Annotated in this window: 21 protein-coding genes; 17 read left to right on the top strand and 4 right to left on the bottom strand. The window is 58.1% G+C overall.

The window, feature by feature from the left end; genetic code table 11:
- Positions 1-20: 20 nt before the first annotated feature.
- The 17 genes from flgE to psrA all read left to right on the top strand — a co-directional run bounded on the left by flgE (position 21) and on the right by psrA (position 17,373).
- A complete protein-coding gene (gene flgE / locus C1N69_RS14310; RefSeq protein ID WP_059385124.1) occupies positions 21-1,208 on the top strand; it encodes a flagellar hook protein FlgE in 1,188 nt (395 codons plus the stop codon).
- A gap of 9 nt (positions 1,209-1,217) precedes the next feature.
- Positions 1,218-1,955: a flagellar basal body rod protein FlgF gene (locus C1N69_RS14305; RefSeq protein WP_059385123.1), complete on the top strand. Its 738-nt coding sequence runs from the start codon at positions 1,218-1,220 to the stop codon at positions 1,953-1,955.
- Positions 1,956-1,974: 19 nt separating this feature from the next.
- Positions 1,975-2,757: a flagellar basal-body rod protein FlgG gene (gene flgG / locus C1N69_RS14300; RefSeq protein ID WP_155031411.1), complete on the top strand. Its 783-nt coding sequence runs from the start codon at positions 1,975-1,977 to the stop codon at positions 2,755-2,757.
- Positions 2,758-2,804: 47 nt separating this feature from the next.
- Positions 2,805-3,506, top strand: a complete 702-nt coding sequence (locus C1N69_RS14295; RefSeq protein WP_155031410.1) for a flagellar basal body L-ring protein FlgH — start codon at positions 2,805-2,807, stop codon at positions 3,504-3,506.
- 1 nt (position 3,507) lies between these two features.
- Positions 3,508-4,635 carry a flagellar basal body P-ring protein FlgI gene (locus C1N69_RS14290; protein WP_155031409.1) on the top strand — a complete coding sequence of 376 codons (1,128 nt, stop codon included), beginning with the start codon at positions 3,508-3,510 and terminating at the stop codon, positions 4,633-4,635.
- Entirely contained in the window at positions 4,635-5,555 is a 921-nt protein-coding gene (gene flgJ / locus C1N69_RS14285) for a flagellar assembly peptidoglycan hydrolase FlgJ (protein ID WP_155031408.1), read from the top strand. Before C1N69_RS14290 ends, flgJ begins: the two co-directional genes overlap by 1 nt.
- Before the next feature lie 93 nt (positions 5,556-5,648).
- Entirely contained in the window at positions 5,649-7,283 is a 1,635-nt protein-coding gene (gene flgK / locus C1N69_RS14280; protein WP_155031407.1) for a flagellar hook-associated protein FlgK, read from the top strand.
- Between the two features lie 10 nt (positions 7,284-7,293).
- Entirely contained in the window at positions 7,294-8,196 is a 903-nt protein-coding gene (flgL, locus tag C1N69_RS14275) for a flagellar hook-associated protein FlgL (protein WP_155031935.1), read from the top strand.
- A gap of 71 nt (positions 8,197-8,267) precedes the next feature.
- Complete coding sequence (locus tag C1N69_RS14270) at positions 8,268-9,893, top strand: methyl-accepting chemotaxis protein (protein ID WP_155031406.1); 1,626 nt, start codon at positions 8,268-8,270, stop codon at positions 9,891-9,893.
- A gap of 158 nt (positions 9,894-10,051) precedes the next feature.
- On the top strand, positions 10,052-10,777 hold the full coding sequence (gene fliA, locus C1N69_RS14265; protein ID WP_059385115.1) for an RNA polymerase sigma factor FliA: 726 nt from the start codon (positions 10,052-10,054) through the stop codon (positions 10,775-10,777).
- Between the two features lie 361 nt (positions 10,778-11,138).
- The gene (flhD, locus tag C1N69_RS14260; RefSeq protein WP_104557483.1) at positions 11,139-11,489 is read left to right on the top strand and encodes a flagellar transcriptional regulator FlhD; all 351 of its coding nucleotides are present in this window, start codon (positions 11,139-11,141) and stop codon (positions 11,487-11,489) included.
- A 2-nt stretch (positions 11,490-11,491) separates the two neighbouring features.
- Positions 11,492-12,067, top strand: coding sequence for a flagellar transcriptional regulator FlhC (gene flhC / locus C1N69_RS14255; RefSeq protein ID WP_059385113.1), 576 nt, complete (start codon positions 11,492-11,494; stop codon positions 12,065-12,067).
- A gap of 83 nt (positions 12,068-12,150) precedes the next feature.
- Positions 12,151-13,047, top strand: coding sequence for a flagellar motor stator protein MotA (gene motA, locus C1N69_RS14250; RefSeq protein ID WP_059385112.1), 897 nt, complete (start codon positions 12,151-12,153; stop codon positions 13,045-13,047).
- On the top strand, positions 13,044-13,949 hold the full coding sequence (motB, locus tag C1N69_RS14245) for a flagellar motor protein MotB (protein ID WP_155031405.1): 906 nt from the start codon (positions 13,044-13,046) through the stop codon (positions 13,947-13,949). Before motA ends, motB begins: the two co-directional genes overlap by 4 nt.
- Positions 13,936-15,855, top strand: coding sequence for a chemotaxis protein CheA (gene cheA, locus C1N69_RS14240; protein WP_104557484.1), 1,920 nt, complete (start codon positions 13,936-13,938; stop codon positions 15,853-15,855). The genes motB and cheA overlap by 14 nt, the downstream gene beginning before the upstream one ends.
- Positions 15,852-16,373, top strand: a complete 522-nt coding sequence (locus C1N69_RS14235; protein ID WP_059385109.1) for a chemotaxis protein CheW — start codon at positions 15,852-15,854, stop codon at positions 16,371-16,373. Before cheA ends, C1N69_RS14235 begins: the two co-directional genes overlap by 4 nt.
- Before the next feature lie 100 nt (positions 16,374-16,473).
- Complete coding sequence (gene psrA / locus C1N69_RS14230; RefSeq protein WP_047959004.1) at positions 16,474-17,373, top strand: L-proline-binding transcription factor PsrA; 900 nt, start codon at positions 16,474-16,476, stop codon at positions 17,371-17,373.
- On the opposite strand, the gene C1N69_RS14225 is transcribed toward psrA, so the two are convergent.
- The 4 genes from C1N69_RS14225 to C1N69_RS14210 form a co-directional block, all read right to left on the bottom strand.
- Complete coding sequence (locus tag C1N69_RS14225) at positions 17,348-18,139, bottom strand: substrate-binding domain-containing protein (protein WP_047959003.1); 792 nt, start codon at positions 18,137-18,139, stop codon at positions 17,348-17,350. The two genes, psrA and C1N69_RS14225, sit on opposite strands and share 26 nt — an antisense overlap.
- 1 nt (position 18,140) lies before the next feature.
- Complete coding sequence (gene tcuC / locus C1N69_RS14220) at positions 18,141-19,439, bottom strand: MFS transporter (protein WP_047959002.1); 1,299 nt, start codon at positions 19,437-19,439, stop codon at positions 18,141-18,143.
- A gap of 272 nt (positions 19,440-19,711) precedes the next feature.
- Complete coding sequence (gene fumA / locus C1N69_RS14215) at positions 19,712-21,361, bottom strand: class I fumarate hydratase FumA (RefSeq protein WP_104557488.1); 1,650 nt, start codon at positions 21,359-21,361, stop codon at positions 19,712-19,714.
- Between the two features lie 53 nt (positions 21,362-21,414).
- Positions 21,415-22,923, bottom strand: a complete 1,509-nt coding sequence (locus C1N69_RS14210; protein ID WP_014884418.1) for an anion permease — start codon at positions 22,921-22,923, stop codon at positions 21,415-21,417.
- Positions 22,924-22,945 lie beyond the last annotated feature (22 nt).

The raw sequence follows: 22,945 nt of genomic DNA, 5'->3' as shown, positions 1-22,945 counted from the left end.
ATTACTTCTGGAACGAAATTATGGGTTTTTCACAAGGTCTTAGCGGTCTGAGCGCCGCGGCAAAAGCGCTGGACGTGGTGGGTAACAACATCGCCAACTCCCAGACGATTGGGTTTAAAGCCGGCTCGGTCTCCTTCGCCGATATCTTCGCCGGTTCGACGGGAATGGGCGTGCGGGTGGCCGGCGTTGATCAGAACTTTGGCGACGGCAACCTGGCGAACGGCAGCTCCGCCCTCGATATGGGGATCTCTAATCGCGGCTTTTTCCGTATGGTCGATGCGGCAGGCAGCGTGTTCTACAGCCGTAACGGTCAGTTTGATCAGGATGAAAATGGCTATATCTATAACAAAACCAACGGACTGTTTTTAACCGGCTACCAGGCGACGGACGGGGCGATTAACCCCGGCGCACAGGTTGGGCCAATCCGCATTCCGAAAGACGATATGCCGCCTGCGGCGTCCACCAAAGGGTCGCTGACGGGGAACCTGAAGTCCGATGCGGAGATCATTAACAAGAAATTCGATAAGGATGACAAAGATACCTACAACTACGTCAGCGAAGTCACCGCGACGGACAGCCTGGGCAACAAGCACGCCATTAAGGTCTATTTCGTGCATACGGGGGAAGGGAAGTGGCAAGCTCACGCGGAAGACTCCACTTCACCTGATGGCATAAAAGATATTGAACTGAATTTTGACACAAGCGGTAATATCGTCGGCCCTGCTGAACTGGATATCCAGGGAAAAAGCTATAACGGCTCTGCGGCGCTGGCAGTGAAACTGGATCTGTCCAAACTGAGCCAGAACAGCGGCGATATGCAGATTATGCTGGGCGAAATTGACGGCCAGGCGCCAGGCAAATTCAACGGCTACGAAGTCAGCGACAGCGGGGAAGTCATCGTTATCTACAGTAACCAGAAACGCCAGACCGTGGCGCAGGTGGTGCTGGCGGACTTTGCCAACGTCGGTGGTCTGGCGCAGCAGGGTAACAACCTGTGGGCGGAGACCGGGCAGTCCGGCCAACCGTTCCTCGGCACCTCCGGCAGCGGCAGCTTCGGTACCATCAACGGCGGGATGCTGGAGACCTCCAACGTGGAGCTCGGTGAAGAGATGGTCAACATGATCGTCTACCAGCGCAACTACCAGTCCAACTCACAAACCATCAAAACCCAGTCTGAAGTGTTGCAGACGCTGGTTAACCTGCGTTAAGGCTGAACGATGGATCGCGCTATCTATACCGCCATGAGTGCCGCCAACGCGGCGCTCAACCGCCAGGCGGTCACCTCAAACAATCTGGCGAACAGCTCCACCGCAGGCTTTCGCGCCCAGCTGGCGGCGTTTCGTTCCGTACCCATCGAAGGGGAAAGCCTGCGCACCCGTGCGCTGGTGGCGGAGTCGACGCCGTTTCACGACACCACCATGGGGCCGATCACCCATACCGGCCGCAGCCTCGACGTGGCGCTGCCGCAGAACGGCTGGCTGGCGGTGGCGCTGGACGACGGCAGTGAAGGCTACACCCGCAATGGCGCTATCGAGGTGGATCAGGACGGGGCGCTCAGCGTCAACGGCCGTCCGCTGATGGGCGACGGCGGGCCGCTGGAGGTGCCGCCACAATCCCACGTCACCATCGGTAGCGACGGTACCGTGTCGGCGCTCGGCATGGGCGACGACCCGACAGCGCTGGTGCCGGTGGGCCGCCTCAAACTGGTCAACGCGGAGATGAACAGCATGGTTCACGGCGATGACGGACTGTTCCGCACCGCAGGCGGCAACCCGCTGGCGCAGGACGAAACCCTGCGCCTGACGCCGGAGGCCATCGAAGGCAGCAACGTCAGCCCGGTGCAGGCCATGACGGCGATGATCGCCAACTCACGCGGCTTCGACATGAACATGAAGGTGATCCGCACCGCCGACGAAAACGCCCAGAAGGCCAACCAGCTATTAAGCGTGAGCTAAGGCCGCGCAAGGAGTCACTATGATTCGTTCCTTATGGATCGCAAAAACCGGGCTGGAAGCACAGCAGCTCAATATGGACGTCATCTCCAACAACCTGGCGAACGTCAACACCAACGGCTTTAAGCGCCAGCGCGCCGTGTTTCAGGACCTGCTTTACCAGAACATGCGCCAGCCTGGCGCCCAGGCAACCGAGCAGAGCACCCTGCCGAGCGGCCTGCAGCTGGGCACCGGCGTGCGTCCGGTCTCCACCCAGCGCGTGCACACTCAGGGCGGAATGAACCAGACCGGCGACGAGTACGACGTGGCGATTGAAGGGGAAGGCTTCTTCCAGGTGCAGATGCCGGACGGCAGCACCGCCTACACTCGCGACGGCCACTTCTCGAAAAACGCGGACGGCCAGCTGGTGAATGCCGAAGGCTACCCAATCCAGCCGGGGATCGTGATCCCGCAGGATGCCACCAAACTCAACATCGGCAGCGACGGGATCGTCAGCGTCAAGGTGCCAGGGCAGACGGAAGAGCAGCAGATTGGCCAGCTGACGCTGACCACCTTCGTCAACAATTCGGGGCTCGAAAGCATCGGCGGCAACCTCTACAAAGAGACCCAGTCCTCCGGCGCGCCGAACGAGCTCAACCCGGGGATGGAGAGCGCGGGCACCCTGAAACAGAGCTACGTGGAAATCTCCAACGTCAACGTGGCGGAAGAGCTGGTGACCATGATTCAGGTGCAGCGCGCCTACGAAATCAACAGTAAGGCGGTCTCGGCATCCGACCAGATGCTGCAGCGGCTTTCCCAGCTGTAATCCTCTCTCTGGCCGCCTGTGCGGCCAGACATTTTATCGACACTGAAATGAATAAACTTTCTCAACATATCCCGGCGGCGGTGCTGCTGGCAGGCACGCTGCTGCTCGGCGGCTGTGCGCACATCATGCAAAAGCCTCTCGTTGAGGGGCCGACGACGGCAACACCATTACCGATGGCACCGGCGGCCACCGGCGGCTCACTGTTTCAGGCCGGGCAGGCCATGAACTACGGCTATCAGCCGATGTTCGAAGACCGTCGCCCGCGTAACGTGGGTGACACGCTGACCATCCTGCTGCAGGAGAACGTGAGCGCCAGCAAGAGCTCCTCCGCCAGTGCCAACCGTAATGGATCGGCCGGTATGGGGCTGATTGCGGTACCGACCAAACTCAACAGCTGGCTGGGCGATGGCAAAGCGGATTTCGAAGCTGAAGGCAAAAACGATTTCGCAGGCAAAGGCGGTGCCGCGGCGCGTAATACCTTTACCGGCACCATCACCGTGACCGTTAACGAGCTGTTGCCCAACGGCAACCTGCGGGTGGTGGGTGAAAAGCAGATCGCCATTAACCAGGGCACCGAATTTATCCGATTTTCCGGCGTGGTGAACCCGCGCTTTATCAGCGGCAGCAACACGGTGCCCTCCACCCAGGTGGCAGACGCCCGCATTGAGTACGTCGGCAACGGCTACATCAACGAAGCGCAGAACATGGGCTGGCTGCAGCGCCTGTTCCTGAACCTTTCTCCTTTCTGATATGACCATGAAAAAAGAATCTATCCTGTTTTTTCTCAGCATCCTGCTCTACGGCATGATGCTGGCGGTACCTAAAGTGGCGCAGGCGGAACGCATTCGCGATCTGGCGACGGTGCAGGGCGTGCGGTCCAACTCCCTGATGGGTTACGGCCTGATTGTCGGTCTTGACGGTACCGGCGACCAGACCATGCAGGCGCCGTTCACCGGCCAGAGCCTGAACAACATGCTTTCGCAGCTCGGGATCACCGTCCCGGCGGGCACCAATATGCAGCTGAAAAACATCGCCGCGGTGATGGTCACCGCCGAGCTGCCGCCGTTTGCCCGTCCCGGCGACAAGCTGGACATTGTGGTCTCCTCGGTGGGGAACGCCAAAAGCCTGCGCGGCGGTACGCTGCTGATGACCCCGCTGAAAGGGGCGGATAACCAGATCTACGCTATCGCTCAGGGCAATATCCTGATCTCCGGCGCAGGGGCGCAGGCGGGCGGCAGCCGCGTGCAGGTGAACCAGCTTAACGGCGGGCGTATCAGCGGCGGGGCCACCGTGGAGCGCGAGGTGCCGAACGACTTCGCTACCCAGAACATCGTGCGCCTGCAGCTTAACGAGAGCGATTTCTCACTGGCGCAGCAGATCAGCGACGCCATTAACCAGCGCTACAGCGGCGGGGCGGCGATCCCGGAAGACGCCCGCACCGTGCGCCTCTTTGCGCCACCGGACGGCCCATCCCGCGTGCGCTTCCTCGCCAACATTCAGGACATCCCGCTGCGGGTGAACGTTCAGGACGCGAAGGTGATTGTGAATTCGCGTACCGGCTCGGTGGTGATGAACCGCCACGTGTCGCTGGACGCCTGCGCGGTGGCCCACGGCTCGCTGACGGTGGAGGTGATGCAGAACAACATCATCAGCCAGCCCGATACGCCGTTTGGCGGCGGGGAGACGGTGGTGGTGCCGCAAACCGATATCTCGGTGCGCGACAGCGGCGGCTCGCTGCAGCACGTGCGCAGCAGTACCGATCTGAACGCGGTGATCCGCGCCCTCAACAGCCTGGGCGCGACGCCAAACGAGCTGATGTCGGTTCTGCAGGCGATGAAAAACGCCGGCTGTCTACGGGCGAAGCTGGAGGTGAACTGATGAACGCTTTCGATAAGCTCGATCAACCCGCCTTTGACGTCCGTTCGCTGGACACCCTGAAACGGGAGGCCGGGCGGCAGTCGCCCGGCGCGCTGAAGGCGGCGGCGAAGCAGATGGAAGGTATCTTCGTGCAGATGATGATGAAGAGCATGCGCGATGCCACCTTCAAGGACGACCTGCTGAACAGCCAGTCTTCTGAGATGTACACCGCCATGCACGATCAGCAGGTGGCGCAAAATATTGCCGGGAGTGGTCAGCTCGGCTTTGCCGATCTTATCGTCCGCCAGCTGGGCGGGGAGGTTGATGAACCCATCGTGAGCACGCCGGGGCGCGATCTCCTGCGGCCTGGGCTTTCCGCCACGCCTGCCACAGGCCCACTGCGCCTGCCTGCGCCGGTGTCGTTCGCCAAACCGGCGGAAGGGGCGCATCCGTTTATTGCCCGTCTGCTGCGCCCGGCCCAGGCAGCCGCGCAGCAGAGCGGGCTGCACCCGCACCTGATCCTCGCCCAGGCGGCGCTGGAGTCCGGCTGGGGCAAACGTGAAATTCCTGCCGCCGACGGCAGCCCGAGCCATAACCTGTTCGGGATCAAGGCGACGGGCGACTGGCAGGGCAAAACCACCGAAATCACCACCACCGAATACATCAACGGCGTGAAGCAGAAGGTGAAAGCCGCCTTCCGCGTCTACGACTCCTATGAACATGCGCTGGCGGACTACGCGAAGCTGCTGACCCGCAACCCGCGCTATCGCGGCGTGGTGCAGTCCGGCTCACCAGAGCAGGGGGCGAAAGCGCTGCAGGCGGGCGGCTACGCCACCGATCCGGCCTACGCCAAAAAGCTGATCACCATTATTCAGAAGGTAAAAGGGGATATTCAGCAGGGGGTGAATGCCTATAAGCACGACCTCGATAAAATTTTTTAGAAAATTTTGTCATCACCGATGAAATAAGCAGAGCCATGAACATCTGGCCCGGAAATCAATGCCGGGCCCGCAATCAGGGAATATCCAGAGCGTATGAATAACCTTTACAACTTAGCCAGAAACGGCATCAGCGTGGCGCAGGCCGCCATCCGGGTCACTGGTGATAACCTGGTCAACGGCATGTCCAACAACTACAGCCGCCGCAGTCTGCTGATCGGTGAGCTGGGCGGGATGTCGACCCCACAGGGGTTTTACGGGTATGGCGCCCGCATCGGCGGCGTGGAACGCGCCTATGACGCCTTTGCCAATAACCAGCTGCGGGATTCACTCTCCACCTACTCGTCACTGACGGGACGGATGGAGCAGCTGGCGGATATCGACAACATGCTGGCGGATGAAGCGGATAACGTCTCCGTGTCGCTGGGCAAGCTGTTTACAGACATGGCTGCCCTGAGCGCCAACCCGTCGGAAGGCCCGGCGCGCGCGAAGGTATTTGCCTCCCTCGAGATACTGGCGAACCGCTACAATGCCAGTGCCAAACGCCTGACGGGGCTGGAAAAGAGCACCAATACCCAGATTGAGCGCAGCGCCAGTGAGATCAACAGCTTTACCGAGCAGCTGGCGCAGATTAACAAACAGCTGGAGCGCGCCCAGGGAAATGGGGCACAGCCTGCCGATCTGCTGGACCAGCGCGACGCGCTGCTGGAAGGGCTGAGCGAACAGCTTGGCATCACGGTGACCGAAGACCATACGTCCGGTCGCGTCACGGTCACGCTGTCTGACGGGCGACCGCTGGTCTCCGGCGATACCGCCTACAAACTGCAGACCTCACCGTCGGATGCCGACCCGAATAAAACCATCGTCTCCTACGTCGATGCCAACGGCAAGGCATCGCCGCTGGATGAAAACAGCATCACCAAAGGCCGCCTGGCCGGGTTGTTCAAATTCCGCAATGAAGACCTCCCGATGGCGCGAAAGGATCTGGATCAGATCGCCTTTATGATGGCGCACCGGATGAACGATCAGAATAAGGACGGCATCACGGGGGAGGGTCTGCAAGGCGAGGATCTGTTCTCGCTGCCGGAGATCAAGGCGATTGCCAATGCGAAAAACGGCGGAACTGGAACGCTGACCTCTATCACAGTGGAAGATTTCAGACTGGTGAAATCAGAAAACTACGATATCCGTTATGAAGCGGGGCAGTGGGTGGTGAAAGGGGAGGATGGTCGCACCGTGCCGACAAACCTTACGGGCGATGAACTCAGTTTTGACGGTATCAAAATGACGGTCCCTGTGCCTCCGGCTGCCCAGGAGGGGGATAAATTCACCCTCAATCCGATGTCCGGCGCAGCCGAAGGCATCAAACGCAAAATCACCAGCCCGTTAGAGTTTGCCGCCGCCGACAAACCTGGTGAACCCGACAACAACAACAACCTCCAGAAGATGCTGGAGATCCAGAAAGAAGCGCTGATTGGCAACAACACGCTCAGTGAGGCCTATGCCAGCCTGGCAGGCAAAATCGGGGAAAGCGCGCGTGAAGTGAAATCTTACACCAACAGTGCTTACACCGATCTGGAAACCAAATACGACACCAAACAGGCGCTCACTGGCGTCAATATGGACGAGGAGTACATCAACCTCGATATGTTCCATCAGTATTACCGGGGCAGCGCGCAGCTGTTGCAGACCGCCAACGCCATGTTTGATGCCCTGCTGGCCATCCGATAAGGAGAGGATGATGCGATTAAGTACGCTTTATATGTATAAGCAAAGCGCGGCGGCCATGACGAACCGCATGAGTCAAAGCAACGAAATCTATCTGCGGATGTCGGCGAACAAAACGCTACTCAAAGCCTCTGACAACCCGACTGCCGCGACCGACGCGGTGAAGCACCAGGACGCGCTGGCGCAGCTGGAGATGTACAGCAGCGTGCGCTCCGGGGCACGCAGTGCGCTGGAGTTTCAGGATCATATTCTGAATGGCGTCGGTAACCTGATGACCACCACCCTGAAGGAAAAACTTGTCGCCGCAGGGTCGGGCGCCTATTCCGATGAAGACCGCCATGCGCTGGCGGAGGAGATCAAAGGGATCCGAACCAATCTGCTGGATTTAGCCAACAGTCGGGACAGCAGTGGTCGCTATATTTTCTCCGGGTTTAACACCGATACGCCTGCCTTTGATGAAGTCGGGAATTACCGCGGCGGTAATGAAGCACGCAAACAGACGGTCGCTGACGGTACGGAAATGCAAACAAGCCATCTCGGTGACGAGGTGTTTGGCGATATTTTCATGGTGTTGAACGATGCCGTTGCCGCATTAATGATGGAATCCGTTGATGAAGAAACCGCAGAAGCCATAAAAGCCGCGCTGAGCGCTGCCAGCAAAGGGCTTGACGCGGGTATCGAGCGTCTCGGGAAAGCGCAGGCCGAACTGGGCACTAATCTGCAGCAGCTTGACGCCCTGGATTTGACCGGCAACGTGCTGATCAACGACACCATTGTCAAAGTGCAGGACGCCATTGGCTCCGATTTAAGCCTACTGATGACGATGGCGTCGGAATCGCAGATGTCGGAACTGGCCTTTAATGCCTCGATGTTCGTTTACAAGAATATGCAGAAGATGAGTCTGTTTAATCTGTAATTCGAACGCCCTCTTTATTCACTTCAGACGCTACCGCGTACGGCCTGCCCGTGCGCGGAGGGTGGAAAATTATGTTAGCTAAACTCAAAATTTACAGCACCGTCACGCTGATTATCGGCCTGTTCGCGGTAATGCTATTCGGCGTGACGGCCTATGCCGTGTTTAATGCCGTCTCCAGCAACCAAAATTTCAAACGTATTGTCGTGGCCGCTGAGAATAACGATCAGATGCGCGACGCGGCCTACAATATCAGTGCGGTGATGGCCAACACCAACGGCTTGATGCTGCAGGCGGCGCTGGGTAATCCGGTTTCGCAGAATGTCGCCAGCCATACGCTCAACGTGGTGAAAACCGCCCGCCGCAATATGGACGACTTTATGGCCTCACCGTTCAATACCGAGGAGGAGCGTCGCCTGGCCGCGGAGGTTAATGCGGCATTTAACGAGGTCTATAAAGTGGCGGAAGTGAAGCTCGGCTATGTGCAAAACCCGGCGGGGTATAGCGGCTCTCTGGAACACGATATGGAGCTTCGCACCCAACTGCGTAACAAGGTAGAGCAGTACACGGATGCCAGCGCGCGCGTAAGTGAAGAGGTTACTCAGGCGTCAGCGCGCGACTACCAGATTATGCTCGGCGTTGGCCTGGTGGTGGTGCTGCTGGCGGTGGTGCTGCTGTTTGTGATCCGCTTCTGGCTGCGTCAGACCCTGGTTCAGCGTATGGCGACGACCGTTGATGTCCTTAAGCGTATCGCCGACGGCGATCTGAGCAAGGAGATTGAGGCTGGCAGCGAGAATGAAATCGGCAATATGCTCCGTGAGCTGGAGCAGATGCGCACCTCGCTGGCCACGACCGTCTCCGGCATTCGTGAAAGCGTGTCGCGTATTCACAACAACGCGCAGGAAATTGCCCACGGTAACAACGATCTCTCATCCCGTACCGAAGAGCAGGCGGCGGCGCTGCAGGAGACGGCGGCCAGCATGGAGCAGATCAAAACCACCGTACGCCAGAATGCTGACAACGCCCACGCGGCGCGTGAACTGGCGGAAAGCGCCAGCACCAATGCCCATAACGGCGGGGAGGTGATGCAGAGCCTGGAGCAGATCATGGCCCAGATCACCACCAGCTCGCGTCAGATTGCCGATATCAACGGCGTGATCGACAGCATTGCCAACCAGACCAACATCCTCGCCCTGAACGCGGCGGTGGAAGCAGCGCGTGCCGGCGAGCAGGGACGCGGGTTTGCGGTGGTGGCCGAAGAGGTGCGTAACCTGGCGAAACGCAGCGCCGATGCGGCAAAAGAGATCAATCAGCTGATCAACACCAGCGTGAATAATATTGATATCGGTTCGCGTCAGGTAGGGCAGGCCAGCCACGTCATGCAGGAGATTGTGACCTCCGTCGGGCAGGTAACCCAGATCATGGGCGAAATCACCTCCGCCTCGGACGAGCAGAGCGCGGGTATCAACCAGATCTCACAGGCGGTGAACGAGATGGATCTGGTCACCCAGCAGAACGCGGCGATGGTGGAAGAGGCGGCACTGGCGGCAAGTGAACTGGAAGCGCAGTCAGACGCGCTGGAGAAACTGGTGGCGCAATTTCGTCTTAACCAGGAGAGCCGTCAGGTGAACGTCACGCCTGCGCCTGAAAAAATGCCGCGGGCGAAGGAACCCGATCTGGCCCAGTGGGAAACCTTTTAATTCTGTGAATTAACGTCATTAATAACGATATATTTCCGCGACGCGTAAACATTCGCGCGAAGTAACAGAATGCGCATTTTTATAAAGGCTTATCGCACTATTTGAATGCGCAATTTCACCGGATAATTCTCGCAGAGAATAGTGGGTGGAATGTAATCGTGGATGGTATTTATACGGCCGAAGGGCTGGAAGATAAATCGGTAGTCTGGTCTAAATATCACTATCTGGTGCGGCAGGAAGCAATGCGTTTACATAAGCGGCTTCCTGCCAGCGTCGAGCTGGATGATTTAATTCAGGCAGGATCGATTGGTTTTTTAAGTGCGGTCGACAGTTTCGACCCGAAAAAAGGGGTAACGCTCACGGCGTGGATCACCCAGCGGGTGAAATGGGCGTTATTAGATGAGCTGAGAGAAAGCGACTGGGTCCCGCGACGGGTTCGCACCCATACGCGGGAAATAGTGGCAATTATTCAGCAAATCGAACAGGAAAAAGGTGGCGAAGCGACCGAAGCTGAAATTGCAGAGCGCATGGGCGTATCGCTGCAGGAATTTCAGCAGATGCTGGCAGATAATAATGCCAGCCAGATGTATTCGGTTGATGAGCTGCAGGAGAATTATGCCGACAGCTGGGAAACGAGCGATGACGAAAATGAATCGCTTAATCCGCTGAATGACACGGTGCGCCAGAATCTCATCGAGCGTATTACGGAACATATTCAGTTCATACCCGAAAGAGAGCAGGTACTGTTGCAGCTCTATTATCTTCAGGATTTGAACATGAAAGAGATTGGTCTGGTATTGGGCATCACGGAAACACGGGTGAGCCAGCTGCACAGTCTGGCGGTTAAAAGGTTAAGAAGTCGTATGGAATCGGATTGTCGATAAATACAGGCTCTTAACATTTATATTGTTAACACCGGTTAAACAGCAGGATTAATCATTAAAATCAAGCTTTAATAACGTTTAACAATGCTTTATTAACTTTTTAAATCAACAGGTTAACAGTGACTGGAGGATTTGGAGACATTTCTGTCGCTTGTTCGGAAAATACTTAGTGTTTATGATTTTGCCAGTTTTGTGATGCAGCCTCCTTTGGCATTGAGAAGTACGTGACGCATTTACTGAGGAAGAATGACTTACCTCAGTGAATATCAATACCAAAAGACTCTCTGCATCAGTTCGGAAACGTTATCTATCTAAACTGACATGCCAGCTATTGGCTGAATAACATTGGGAGTTTTCGCCTGTGTCTAATTTCGACGAGTACCTGCAGAATATTCATGATATCAACCTGTCCTATTTGCTGCTGGCCCAGCAGCTGATTCGTCAGGATAAATTTGCGGCGGGTTTTCGCCTGGGGTTGTCTGAAGGAACCATTGATAATCTGAAAGAACTTTCGCTGCCGCAATTAATGAAGCTGGCGACGACCAATCAGCTTATTTGTCGTCTGCGCGTGGATGATGAAGTGGTTATTGAAAATTTAACCAAGGATTCGCGCATTGAAGCCCTGCAGCAGATCCATACCGGCATTATTTTGTCGACCAACCTTCTGAATGCCTTAAGCGAAGAAGATGCGGTGACGGCGGAGGAGGCATAATCATGTGTGGTGAAAAAAGTCTGCTGCAGGAAATTGATGAAGTGAATATCGCCATGGGATTAATTTCTCTCGGGGCGAGAATGCAGGTACTGGAGTCGGAAACCTCCCTGAGCCGTCGCCGTCTGCTGCGTTTATATAAAGAATTACGCGGCTGTCCGCCGCCGAAAGGGATGCTGCCTTTTTCAGAAGACTGGTTTATGTCGTGGGAACAGAATATTCACTCGTCCATGTTCTACAACATTTATCTCTATTTGAAAAAGACCGAACAGGGGCGCTCCATTGAAATGCTGATGAAGACCTATCGTCTTTATCTGGAGCAGTGCAGCACCTGTTCCGATGAAAAACCGGTGCTGGGTCTGACCCGCGCCTGGACATTATTACGCTTTATCGACTGCGGCATTATTTCGCGTAAAGCCTGCAGCGTGTGTGGCGGTGGTTTTATCGTCACCACCGAATTTATTAAAAACCCATTTACCTGCAGCTTGTGCAGCCCGCCGTCGCGTGCGCTTAAAAAATCCCAGGTAAGCAATACCGGCCTCCTGGGTTCGTTCGCGGCGCCGGAAATCCTGACGGCCTGATCCCCGTGACGGCAGTGCACAAGATGGCGTTTACCTGATGCCGGGGCCCCCGGCATCGGTCAAAGTACCGAAAAGGAGAAATTGTGTTAGTTATTGTTGGCTATCTTGTTGTCATATCGACCGTTTTTGGTGGTTTTCTCTTATCCGGCGGTAACCTGATGGCGCTGTTTCAGCCGCTGGAGCTGTTGATTATCGGCGGGGCCGGGGTTGGGGCGTTTATCGTTGGCAACAACGTCAAATCCCTTAAAGCAACGGGTAAGGCGCTGGTTAAGCTCTTCGTGGGCAAGCGCTACAACAAAGCGGTGTATATGGATCTGATGGCGCTGATGTTCCTGTTGCTCTCCCAGAGCCGCGTGCACGGGCTGATGTCGCTGGAAAAGGACATCGAAGACCCGCAGAACAGCGATATTTTTAGCGCCTATCCCCGTCTGATGAGCGACCCGATGCTCGCCAACTTTATCCTCGACTACTTCCGCCTGATGATTGGCGGCAGCATGAATTCCCATGAAATCGAAGCCCTGATGGATGAAGAGATCGAGACCTGCGAAGAGGAGCTGGAAGTCCCTGCGCACAGCCTCAATACGGTGGGCGATGCGTTTCCGGCGTTCGGCATTGTGGCCGCGGTGATGGGGGTGGTGAACGCTCTGGGCTCGGCGGATCGCCCGGCGGCGGAGCTGGGCGTTCTGATCGGCCACGCGCTGGTAGGGACCTTCCTCGGGATCCTTATCGCCTATGGTTTCGTGCTGCCGCTGGCCACTCTGCTGCGCCAGAAGAGTTCCGATCAGGTCAAAATCCTGCAGTGCATCAAGGTGACGCTGCTCTCCAGTCTCAACGGCTATGCCCCGCAGATTGCCGTGGAATTTGGCCGCAAAACCATCTTTACCAGCGAACGTCCGTCGTTCGAAGAGCTTGAAGAGCACGTGCGCGAAGTGAAATCCAACGCCACGCTGAAAACCAAAACCTCGGACAGCGCCGCATGAAGAACGTCACGCCTGTCATCATTTCCCGTAAGCGTAAAAAGAAAAAGCATGCGCACCACGGCGGCACCTGGAAGATTGCCTATGCCGACTTTATGACCGCCATGATGGCCTTTTTCCTGGTGATGTGGCTGCTGTCGCAGTCCACGGACATGGAACGGGAGCTGATTGCCGACTACTTCCGCATGCCGCTGAAGCCGTCGATGGCCAACGGCGATAAAACCAGCCTCAGCGACAGCGTCATCCCTGGCGGCGGGGATGACATCATCAAGCGGCAGGGCGAAGTGTTTAAAGGACAGCTTAGTCAGATCGATAAGCACAAGCGCGTCGAGAACCTGAAGCAGGCAAAAGAGAAGCTGCAGAAGATGATCGAAACCGATCCGCGGCTGAACAACTTCAAGTCCAACATTTTGCTGAATCTGACCAACGACGGGCTGCTGATCCAGATCACCGACTCCCAGGACCGCCCCATGTTCCGCGTGGGCAGCGAGCTGCCGGAATCCTACATGAACGGTATTCTGCAGGCGTTGGTGCCGCTGCTCCAGGAACTGCCCAACGCGCTGAGCCTGACGGGCCATACCGATTCCCTGCCGTATGCCGGGGGCGAGGGCGGCTACAGCAACTGGGAGCTGTCCGCCGGTCGTGCTAACGCCGCGCGTCGGGTGCTGGTCAGGGCCGGGCTGAGCGATGAGCGTTTTCTGCGCGTGATCGGCACCGCCAGCCGGATGCCGCTGGAGAACACCCTGCCGGAAAGCGCGGTGAACCGCCGCATCAGCATTCTGGTCCTCAGCCGCTCGAAAGAGCAGGAGATCCGTCTGGAAGATACCCAGGCCCAGCGTGCAGAGAGCGTGCTGAGCGATATCAATCTGCAAAACGTGCAGGGCTATACCGATGGACATGAATGATTTTTCGCAGATCTTTTTTACTGAGGCAGAAGAACTGCTGGCCGACATGGAGCAGCATCTGCTGCAGCTTGACGTGGTGGCGCCGGACCAGGAGCAGCTGAATGCGATTTTCCGGGCGGCACACTCCCTGAAAGGGGGCGCAGCCACCTTCGGTTTTACCGCCTTACAGGAGACCACCCACCTGCTGGAGAACCTCCTTGACCAGGCGCGGGCAGGGGAGAGGACGCTCAGTCGCTCGATCATCAACCTTTTTCTGGAATGTAAGGACATTATGCAAGCGCAGCTGGAAGCCTATCAGGCTTCGCAGGAGCCTGATGACGCTCAATTTCGCTATATCTGTGAAGCCCTCAGAGAGATAGCCCTTGAAGGAAAACCGCCCGCACCTGAGCCCGCGCCCGTGCCAGCCAGCACGGCCGGGGAGAAGGAAGCCACGCTGGTCGTGACCCTGCGAAACGTTGATGCGCGCGAGCAGACAATGCTGCGTGACGAACTGAGCAATATGGGGACGATTTCAGACGCACAGACGTCGTCTGACGGCATGACGGTGACGCTACAGACCACCGCCTCGGCGGACGATATCACCGCCGTGCTCTGCTTTGTACTCGACAGCAAGCAGATTGAGGTCCGGCCCGCAGAGCCCGCAGCGGCACCAGCGCCCGCTGCGCCACCCGAGGCCGTTGCCAAAAAAGCGCCACCGGCGCCGCGGGCAGCCAGTCAGGAGTCCGGCAGCATTCGCGTGGCGGTGAGTAAAGTGGACCAGATTATCAACCAGGTGGGCGAGCTTATCATCACCCAGGCGATGCTCTCCCAGCTCTCACGGACCCTTGATCCGGCCAGCTACGATCTACTGTCCGGCTGCGTGGCGCAGATGGAGCGCAACACCCGCGAGCTGCAGGAGTCGGTGATGTCCATTCGTATGATGCCGATGGACTACGTTTTCAGCCGCTTCCCGCGGCTGGTGCATGACCTGGGCGCTCGCCTGAATAAAGAGGTCGAGCTGACCCTGAAAGGCGGCTCCGCCGAGCTGGATAAGAGCCTGATCGAGCGCATTATCGATCCGCTGACCCACCTGGTGCGTAACAGCCTGGACCACGGCATTGAAGAGAAAGAGGTGCGCGTCGCAAAAGGCAAACCGGTCACCGGCAACCTGACGCTTTCAGCCGAACATCACGGCGGCAATATCGTGATTGAGGTCAGCGACGATGGGGCGGGGCTGAACCGGGAGAAGATCCTCGCCAAAGCCCGTTCTCAGGGCATGACCATCAGCGACACCATGAGCGACGACGATGTGTGGATGCTGATCTTCGCCGCCGGTTTCTCCACCGCCGAGAGCGTGACGGACGTCTCCGGACGCGGCGTCGGTATGGACGTGGTGCGACGCAACATTCTGGCGATGGGCGGCCACGTGGATGTGCTCTCCACGCCGGGAGCCGGGACCACTATCCGCATTATCCTGCCGCTGACCCTGGCCATCCTTGACGGCATGCTGGTGAAGGTGGGGGAGGAGATTTACGTCCTGCCGCTGGGCGCGGTGATGGAGTCGCTGCGACCGACCGACGAGATGCTGTGCCGTTTTGTCGGCGAAGAGCGCCTGCTGCAGGTGCGCGGCGAATATCTGCCGCTGGTGCTGCTGCGCCAGCGTCTCTCGGTCGCGGGCGAGGCTCCGGCCGACGATGGCATTGTGGTCATCGTGCAAAGCGCGGGCTGCCGCTACGCGCTGTGGGTCGACCAGCTTATCGGCCAGCAGCAGGTGGTGGTCAAAAACCTTGAACATAACTACCGCAAAGTGCCTGGCGTCTCTGCAGCGACCATCCTCGGTGATGGCAGCGTGGCGCTGATCCTTGATGTGGTTGAGCTCTCAACGCTCAACGCTCCACAACCCCAGAGGGAGGGGGTAAACGCATGACAGTAGCAACCGCGAGTAAACCCGCCGTACCCGACGCCATTGCGCAGGAGTACCTGGTATTCCGCCTGGGCGATGAAGAGTACGGCATTGATATCCTTAAAGTGCAGGAGATCCGCGGATGCGATCGCCTGACGCGTATACCGAACGCGCCGAACTTTATCACCGGCGTGACCAACCTGCGCGGCGTGATTGTACCGATTGTCGATCTGCGCGTACGCTTCGATCTGCCCGATCCGTCGCAGGACGACAAAACGGTGGTTATCGTGCTCAATCTGAACGATCGTGTGGTGGGTATCGTGGTTGACGGTGTGGCAGACGTGCTGTCGATAGATGTGGATAACATCAAGCCGACCCCGGACGTGGCCTCGGTGCTCTCTGGCCGCTACCTGCTTGGGCTCGGCGTGCTCGACAGCCGAATGATTATTCTGGTGAATATTGAGATGCTGCTGAGCCGCGAAGAGATGGCGCTGGTGGATGCGGTGGCGTCGTCGCATAGCGAGGCCCACAGCCTCGTGTAGCGCTTTGCGGACACACATCAGCGGCAGAGGTTGCCGCTGATTCATAAGTCGCTATTATGAATGTCCGAGTTTCCAGAAAGCGCTAAGGATTGCCAGAAAAATGCCCGTCAATTTCGACCTCAACGATCTTTACGCCTTCAGAGCTCTGGTGGAGTACGGTAACTTCCGCATCGCCGCGGAGTCTATCTGTCTCTCCCAGTCCGCCTTAAGCCGCCGCATTGAGAAGCTGGAGGCGGCCGTCGGCGCGAAGCTGTTCGACAGAACCACCCGGCGCGTAACGCTGACCCTCTTCGGGCAAACCTTTGCCGATCGCTGCGGGCAACTTCTGGAAAACGTGGAGTCGATGCTGGCGGATATCGACAAGGTGAGCGAGGAGCGCACCGGGCTTGTCACCGTCGCCACCGTGCCGTCGGCGGCCTGCCATTTTATGCCGGAGGTGATCCGTCAGTTTCACAGCCGCTATCCGCGCGTGCGCATCAGGCTTATCGACAGCAGCGCGGGCAACGTCATTGAGGCGGTGGCCAGCGGCCAGGCGGACTTTGGCATCTGCTTTGCCAGAAGCCTGCAGCCGGATATCACCTTTATGCCGCTGGTGGAGGATGTGTATGTCGCCGCGTGCCGTCGCGATCATCCGCTTGCAGGGCGCAAGAGTCTGACCTGGGAGGCATTTTATCAGCAGGATTACATCAGCCTGGATATCACGTCGGGGAACCGCAATTTGCTCGATCAGATGCTCGGCCATATTAAGCCCGAGCGTCCGGGCATTTGCGAGACGCGCCACGTGACAACCATGCTGGGAATGGTCGAGGCGGGGATAGGCATTGCTGCCGTCCCCGCCATGTCAATGCCTCACTCTGAGCATGCTGTACTGACCTCTGTCCCGCTGACCGAGCCCGAAGTCAAACGCACTGTCGGGCTGATTCGGCGCAGCGGGCGGATTCAGTCGTGGATTGCCGCCGAGCTGGAAACGCTGATTATTGCCCGTTACCGCGCGGCGTAGCGACGGGGAGCATCCCGGTGGCGGTGATGGTCTCCTGCGCCTGCGGCGACGCGAGGTAATCCAGCAGGGCTTTCCCCGCGGCAGGGTGCTCCGCGTGGGCGGTGACCGCTCCGGCAAAACGGGTGATGTACTGCAGGTTATCCGGCAGTTTGCCGACAAAGGTCACGCCGGGCACGGGCAACAGTTCGCTGACCTGCTGGAACCCCACGGCGTATTTCCCTTTCGCCACTTCAGAGGCAACCGGGATCCGCTCTACCTTGTGCGCTTTTCCCGCCACCTGGGCGTCAATCCCCAGCTTTTTGAACAGCTGACTTTGCACATACCGGCCGCTGGCGCTGTCTGAGTAGGCGATGGCGCTGGCCGCAAGCAGGGTCTGTTTTAGCGCACTGTCCGTGGCGATATCCGGCACGGGTGACCCGGCTTTCACCACCATGCCGATGGGCGAATCCGCCAGCTCCACCCGTGAATCGGCGTTGACCATCCGGTCTTTCGCCAGATGCTCCAGCGCATCGCCGACCATGATCACCACGTCCGCTTTTTCACCGCGTGCCAGCCGGTTGGGGATCGCCTGCGGCGTCTGTCCCATCGACGGCCCCGGGATCAGCACGATATGGTCACCCGTCCGGGCTTCATACCCGGGGGCGAGTTTTTCCAGCGCGGCCTTAAAACCGCCCGAAATCATAACCGTCACCTCCTGAGCCAGCGCGCCTGCGCTGGTGGCCAGCAATACCAGCCCGGTCAGTCCTGAACGTAAGAATGTGCGCATATTATCCTCGCTGAACTTGCAGGCTCATGGCGCTGCGACGGTAGAGATAAAGCGTTGCCAGCAGCGCGCAAATCGCCGCGAAGCTCATCCAGTAGCCCGGTGAGGCTTTATCGCCGGTGTACTCAATCAGGGCCGTCGAAATGACCGGGGTAAAGCCGCCGAAGATCGCCGTAGCAAGGCTGTACGCCAGTGAGAAACCGGCGACACGCACCTCGACCGGCATGATCTCCGTCAGCGCCGGGATCATCGCGCCGTTGTAGAGGCCATAAAGGAAGGAGAGCCACAGCAGCACGCTCAGCATCATGGAGAAGCTCGGGGCCTGCGCCAGCAGCGTCAGGGCCGGATAGCTGGTCGCCAGCGCCAGCAGGGTCATGGCAATCAGTACTGGTTTGCGGCCGAAGCGGTCCGACAGCGCACCGCCCACCGGCAGCCAGATAAAGTTCGAGATCGCCACCAGCAGCGTCACCAGCAGGCTGTCTGAGGCGCTGAGCATTAACACTTTTTTACCGAAGGTGGGCGCGTAGACGGTGATCAGGTAGAACGCGGTGGTGGTCATGGCCACCATCAGCATGCCCGCGACCACGACCGGCCAGTTCGCCAGCAGGGTGGTAAAGACCTGACGCATCGCCAGCGTGTGACGGCGTGCGCGGAACTCCTCGGTCTCTTCCAGCTTGCGGCGCAGGAAGAAGATAAACGGCACAATCAGACAGCCGAACAGGAACGGGATGCGCCAGCCCCATTCGCGAATGGCGCTCTCTTCCAGCACCGCGTTCAGCGCAAAGCCCATTGCGGCGGCCACCATAATTGCCACCTGCTGACTGCCGGATTGCCAGCTGGTAAAGAAGCCCTTGCGGCCCGGCGTGGCAATTTCCGCCAGATAGACCGACACCCCGCCAAGCTCCGCCCCGGCGGAAAAGCCCTGCAGCAGACGTCCCACCAGCACCAGCAGCGGCGCCCACAGGCCGATGCTTTCATAAGAGGGGATCAGCACAATCAGGAAGGTGCCGGCCGCCATAATCGACAGGGTGGTGATCAACCCTTTGCGGCGACCAACCTTGTCGATGTAAGCCCCGAGGACAATTGCGCCGATGGGGCGCATTAAGAAGCCCGCGCCGAAGACGGCGAAGGTCATCATCAGCGACGCGAATTCACTGCTCGCCGGGAAGAAGGTATGGGCGATATAGGTGGCGTAGAACCCGAACAGGAAGAAGTCGAATTGCTCGAGGAAATTGCCCGAGGTGACGCGAAGTATCGCGCCCGCTCGTGCACGAACGGTTGCAGGTGGGGTTGAGGAAATCATGGTCGTCTCCAGTTTATTATTGACGTGTTGTCCGTCTGTTTCTGAAAACTGGATCAGTGAGGGGAATTTTATAAGCGCAATAAACACATCATCTGATGCGTTTGCTGCATTAATCAGGATGGGGGCAGCGAGTGTTATTTATTTAACAATGACTTAACATTGTATTGATGATTTATTCACCTGGCACGGCTGACGCCGTCGGTTCTCTGTTTTGTGAACAGACGCAAGCCTGAAAAAGCCCGGCGGCGAGGCGCCTGCCGGGCTGATGCGACTCAGCGCTGTGAACAGCCTTTGCACTGTTTATTCTGGATCTGCTGGAAGAAATCGTTGCCTTTGTCATCCACCAGGATAAACGCCGGGAAGTTTTCCACTTCGATTTTCCAGATGGCTTCCATGCCCAGCTCCGGATACGCCACGCATTCCAGGCTCTTGATGCTGTTTTGCGCCAGCACCGCCGCCGGGCCACCGATGCTGCCCAGGTAGAAGCCGCCGTGTTTATGACAGGCATCGGTCACCTGCTGGCTGCGGTTACCTTTCGCCAGCATGATCATGCTCGCTCCGTGGGACTGCAGCAAATCGACATACGAGTCCATACGCCCTGCGGTGGTCGGGCCGAGTGAGCCGGAGGCATAACCTTCCGGCGTTTTGGCCGGGCCTGCGTAGTAAATCGGATGATCCTTGACGTACTGCGGCAGTTCTTCGCCGTTGTCGAGCAGCTCTTTCAGCTTCGCGTGTGCAATGTCGCGCGCCACGATGATGGTGCCGTTCAGCGACAGGCGGGTAGAGACCGGGTGCGCGGAGAGCTGCGCCAGGATCTCGTTCATCGGCTTGTTCAGGTTGATGCTGACCACGTCGCCTTCGCCCTGCTGGCGCAGCGATTCAGGAATATACTGGCCCGGGTTGTGTTCCAGTTTTTCAATCCAGATCCCGTCGCGGTTGATTTTGGCTTTGATGTTGCGGTCTGCGGAGCAGGAGACGCCCATGCCGATCGGGCAGGAGGCACCGTGGCGCGGCAGGCGGATCACGCGGATATCGTGGGCGAAGTACTTGCCGCCAAACTGCGCGCCGAGGCCGAGGTTCTGCGCTTCCTGCAGCAGTTCCTGTTCAAGTTGCACGTCGCGGAATGCCTGTCCGTGTTCGTTCCCTTCGGTGGGCAGCGCGTCGTAGTAGCGGGTGGAAGCCAGCTTGACGGTTTTCAGCGTCGCTTCCGCCGAGGTACCACCGATCACAAACGCGATATGGTACGGCGGGCAGGCTGCGGTACCGAGGGTACGCATTTTGTCCACCAGATAGTTTTTCAGCTTCGCCGGGGTGATCAGCGCTTTGGTTTCCTGGTAGAGGTAGGTTTTGTTGGCCGAGCCGCCGCCTTTCGCCATGCAGAGGAATTTGTACTCGTCGCCGTCGACGCTGTAGAGATCGATCTGTGCCGGCAGGTTGGTGCCGGTGTTCACCTCTTTATACATATCCAGCGCGGCGTTCTGGGAGTAACGCAGGTTATCTTCGATGTAGGTGTTGTAGACGCCCTGGCTTAGCGCGGCTTCATCCCCGCCGCCGGTCCAGACGCGCTGGCCTTTTTTACCCATGATGATTGCCGTGCCGGTATCCTGACAGGTTGGCAGCACGCCTTTGGCTGCGATTTCAGAGTTGCGCAGGAACTGCAGGGCGACGTATTTGTCGTTCTGGCTGGCTTCCGGATCGTTAAGGATGGCGGCAACCTGCTTCTGGTGCGATGGGCGCAGCATAAAGGCTGCATCGTGGAATGCCTGCTGTGCCAGCAGGGTCAGCGCTTCAGGCTCGACCTTCAGGACCTCCTGACCGTCGAATTCGGCAACGGAGACGTGCTCTTTGGTCAACAGATAGTATTCGGTGTCGTCATGGGAAAGCGGGAAGGGGTTCTGATAAATAAACGGTTTATTCGACATAGTATTGCTCCACAAAAATAAAACCGCCGGAGGAAACGTCCGGCGGTCAGGAATCAGAACATCATGGACATCCACGGATAACCAATCAGCAGCAGGGCCGCCAGGAAGATGGCACCGAAGATCGTGCCGAGGCGCCAGTAGTCTTTGGTTGGCAGGTAGCCGCTACCGTAGTAAATCGGGCTTGGACCCGTACCGTACGGGGTGATGATCCCCATCACGCCCAGTGAGGTCACCATCAGCAGAACGAAAACTTCCATATTCATCCCCGGAATGGTGGAGGCGATGGTCAGCATCGCTGGCAGCAGCGCCGTGGTATGCGCGGTGGTGCTGGCAAACAGGTAGTGCAGCAGGTAGAACGCAAGCAGCAGCACGATGGTGGCAACGCCCGGCGAGATACCGCTCATCAGCAGACCGCCTTCTTTACCCAGCCAGCTGATAAAGCCGGTCGAGGAGAGGCCGTCCGCCAGCGCCACCAGGGTGGCGAACCAGACGAAGGTGTTCCATGCGGCTTTATTACCGGTGATATCGTTCCACTCCAGCACACCGGTCCATAACATCAGACCCACGATGAGCAGGGCGGCCATCGCCGGTTCAATCCACGCGGCAGCGAAGATCCACATCAGCAGGGCACAGCAGACGAACACCAGCAGCAGAATTTCATTGCGGGACAGTTTGCCCAGTTTTTCCAGCTCGCGGGTCGCCCACAGCGGCACTTCATTATTCACTTTGACTTCAGGTGGGTAGAACCAGTAGGCCAGCAGCGGCATGGTCAGAATCAGCAGGATGCCCAGCGGCAGGAAGGCCAGGAACCAGGTCCCCCAGGAGATATCAATCCCCACTGTACTTTTCACCAGCGCCAGCGCCAGCAGGTTCGGCGCAAGGGCGGAGAGGAACATTGAACTGGTGATACAGGCCGCGGTGATGGCTACCCACATCAGGTACGAACCAATTTTACGCGCGCTTGGGTCGTTCGGTTTTGAACCGTACAGCGGCGGCAGGTTAGCGATGATCGGGTAGATGGTCCCGCCGCTGCGCGCGGTGTTGGACGGGGTAAACGGTGCCAGCAGCAGGTCCGCGAAGGTAATGGCGTAACCGAGCGTCAGGCTGCGACGGCCGAGATACTTCACCAGAATCAGCGCCAGACGGCGACCGAAGCGGGTTTTGTCGTAGCCTGCGGCAAACATAAAGGCACCGAAAATCAGCCAGACGGTCGAGTTACCAAACCCGCTCACCGCCCATTTAAAGGAGGCGCCAGCCAGCTTGAATTTCGGGTCGGCCAGCTGATCGGGGCTGAACAGCACCCACTGGCTGCAGAGCGCAATCGCCACGACGCCGGTCAGGCCGATCACCGCGCCCGGCAGGGGTTCGAAGATCAGGCCGACGATCACGCCAACAAAGATAGCGAAGTAGTGCCACGCGTAAGGCGGCAGTCCTTCCGGTACCGGAACAAACAGCAGCAGTACGGCGACAATGACGGGCAGTGCCATCATCAGCAGTCGTTTTGCTTTTCCATTTGATGCCTGATTCGCCACAGGGGGCGTTACAGCAGTTTTTGTATTCATAGTTTCACGTCTTAAGTTGTCA

The sequence above is a fragment of the Enterobacter sichuanensis genome, from assembly GCF_009036245.1.
GTDB classification, from domain to species: Bacteria; Pseudomonadota; Gammaproteobacteria; order Enterobacterales; family Enterobacteriaceae; genus Enterobacter; species Enterobacter sichuanensis.
The sequence above is the reverse complement of the archived record's forward strand: the minus strand, read 5'-3'. Positions and strand labels throughout refer to the sequence as shown.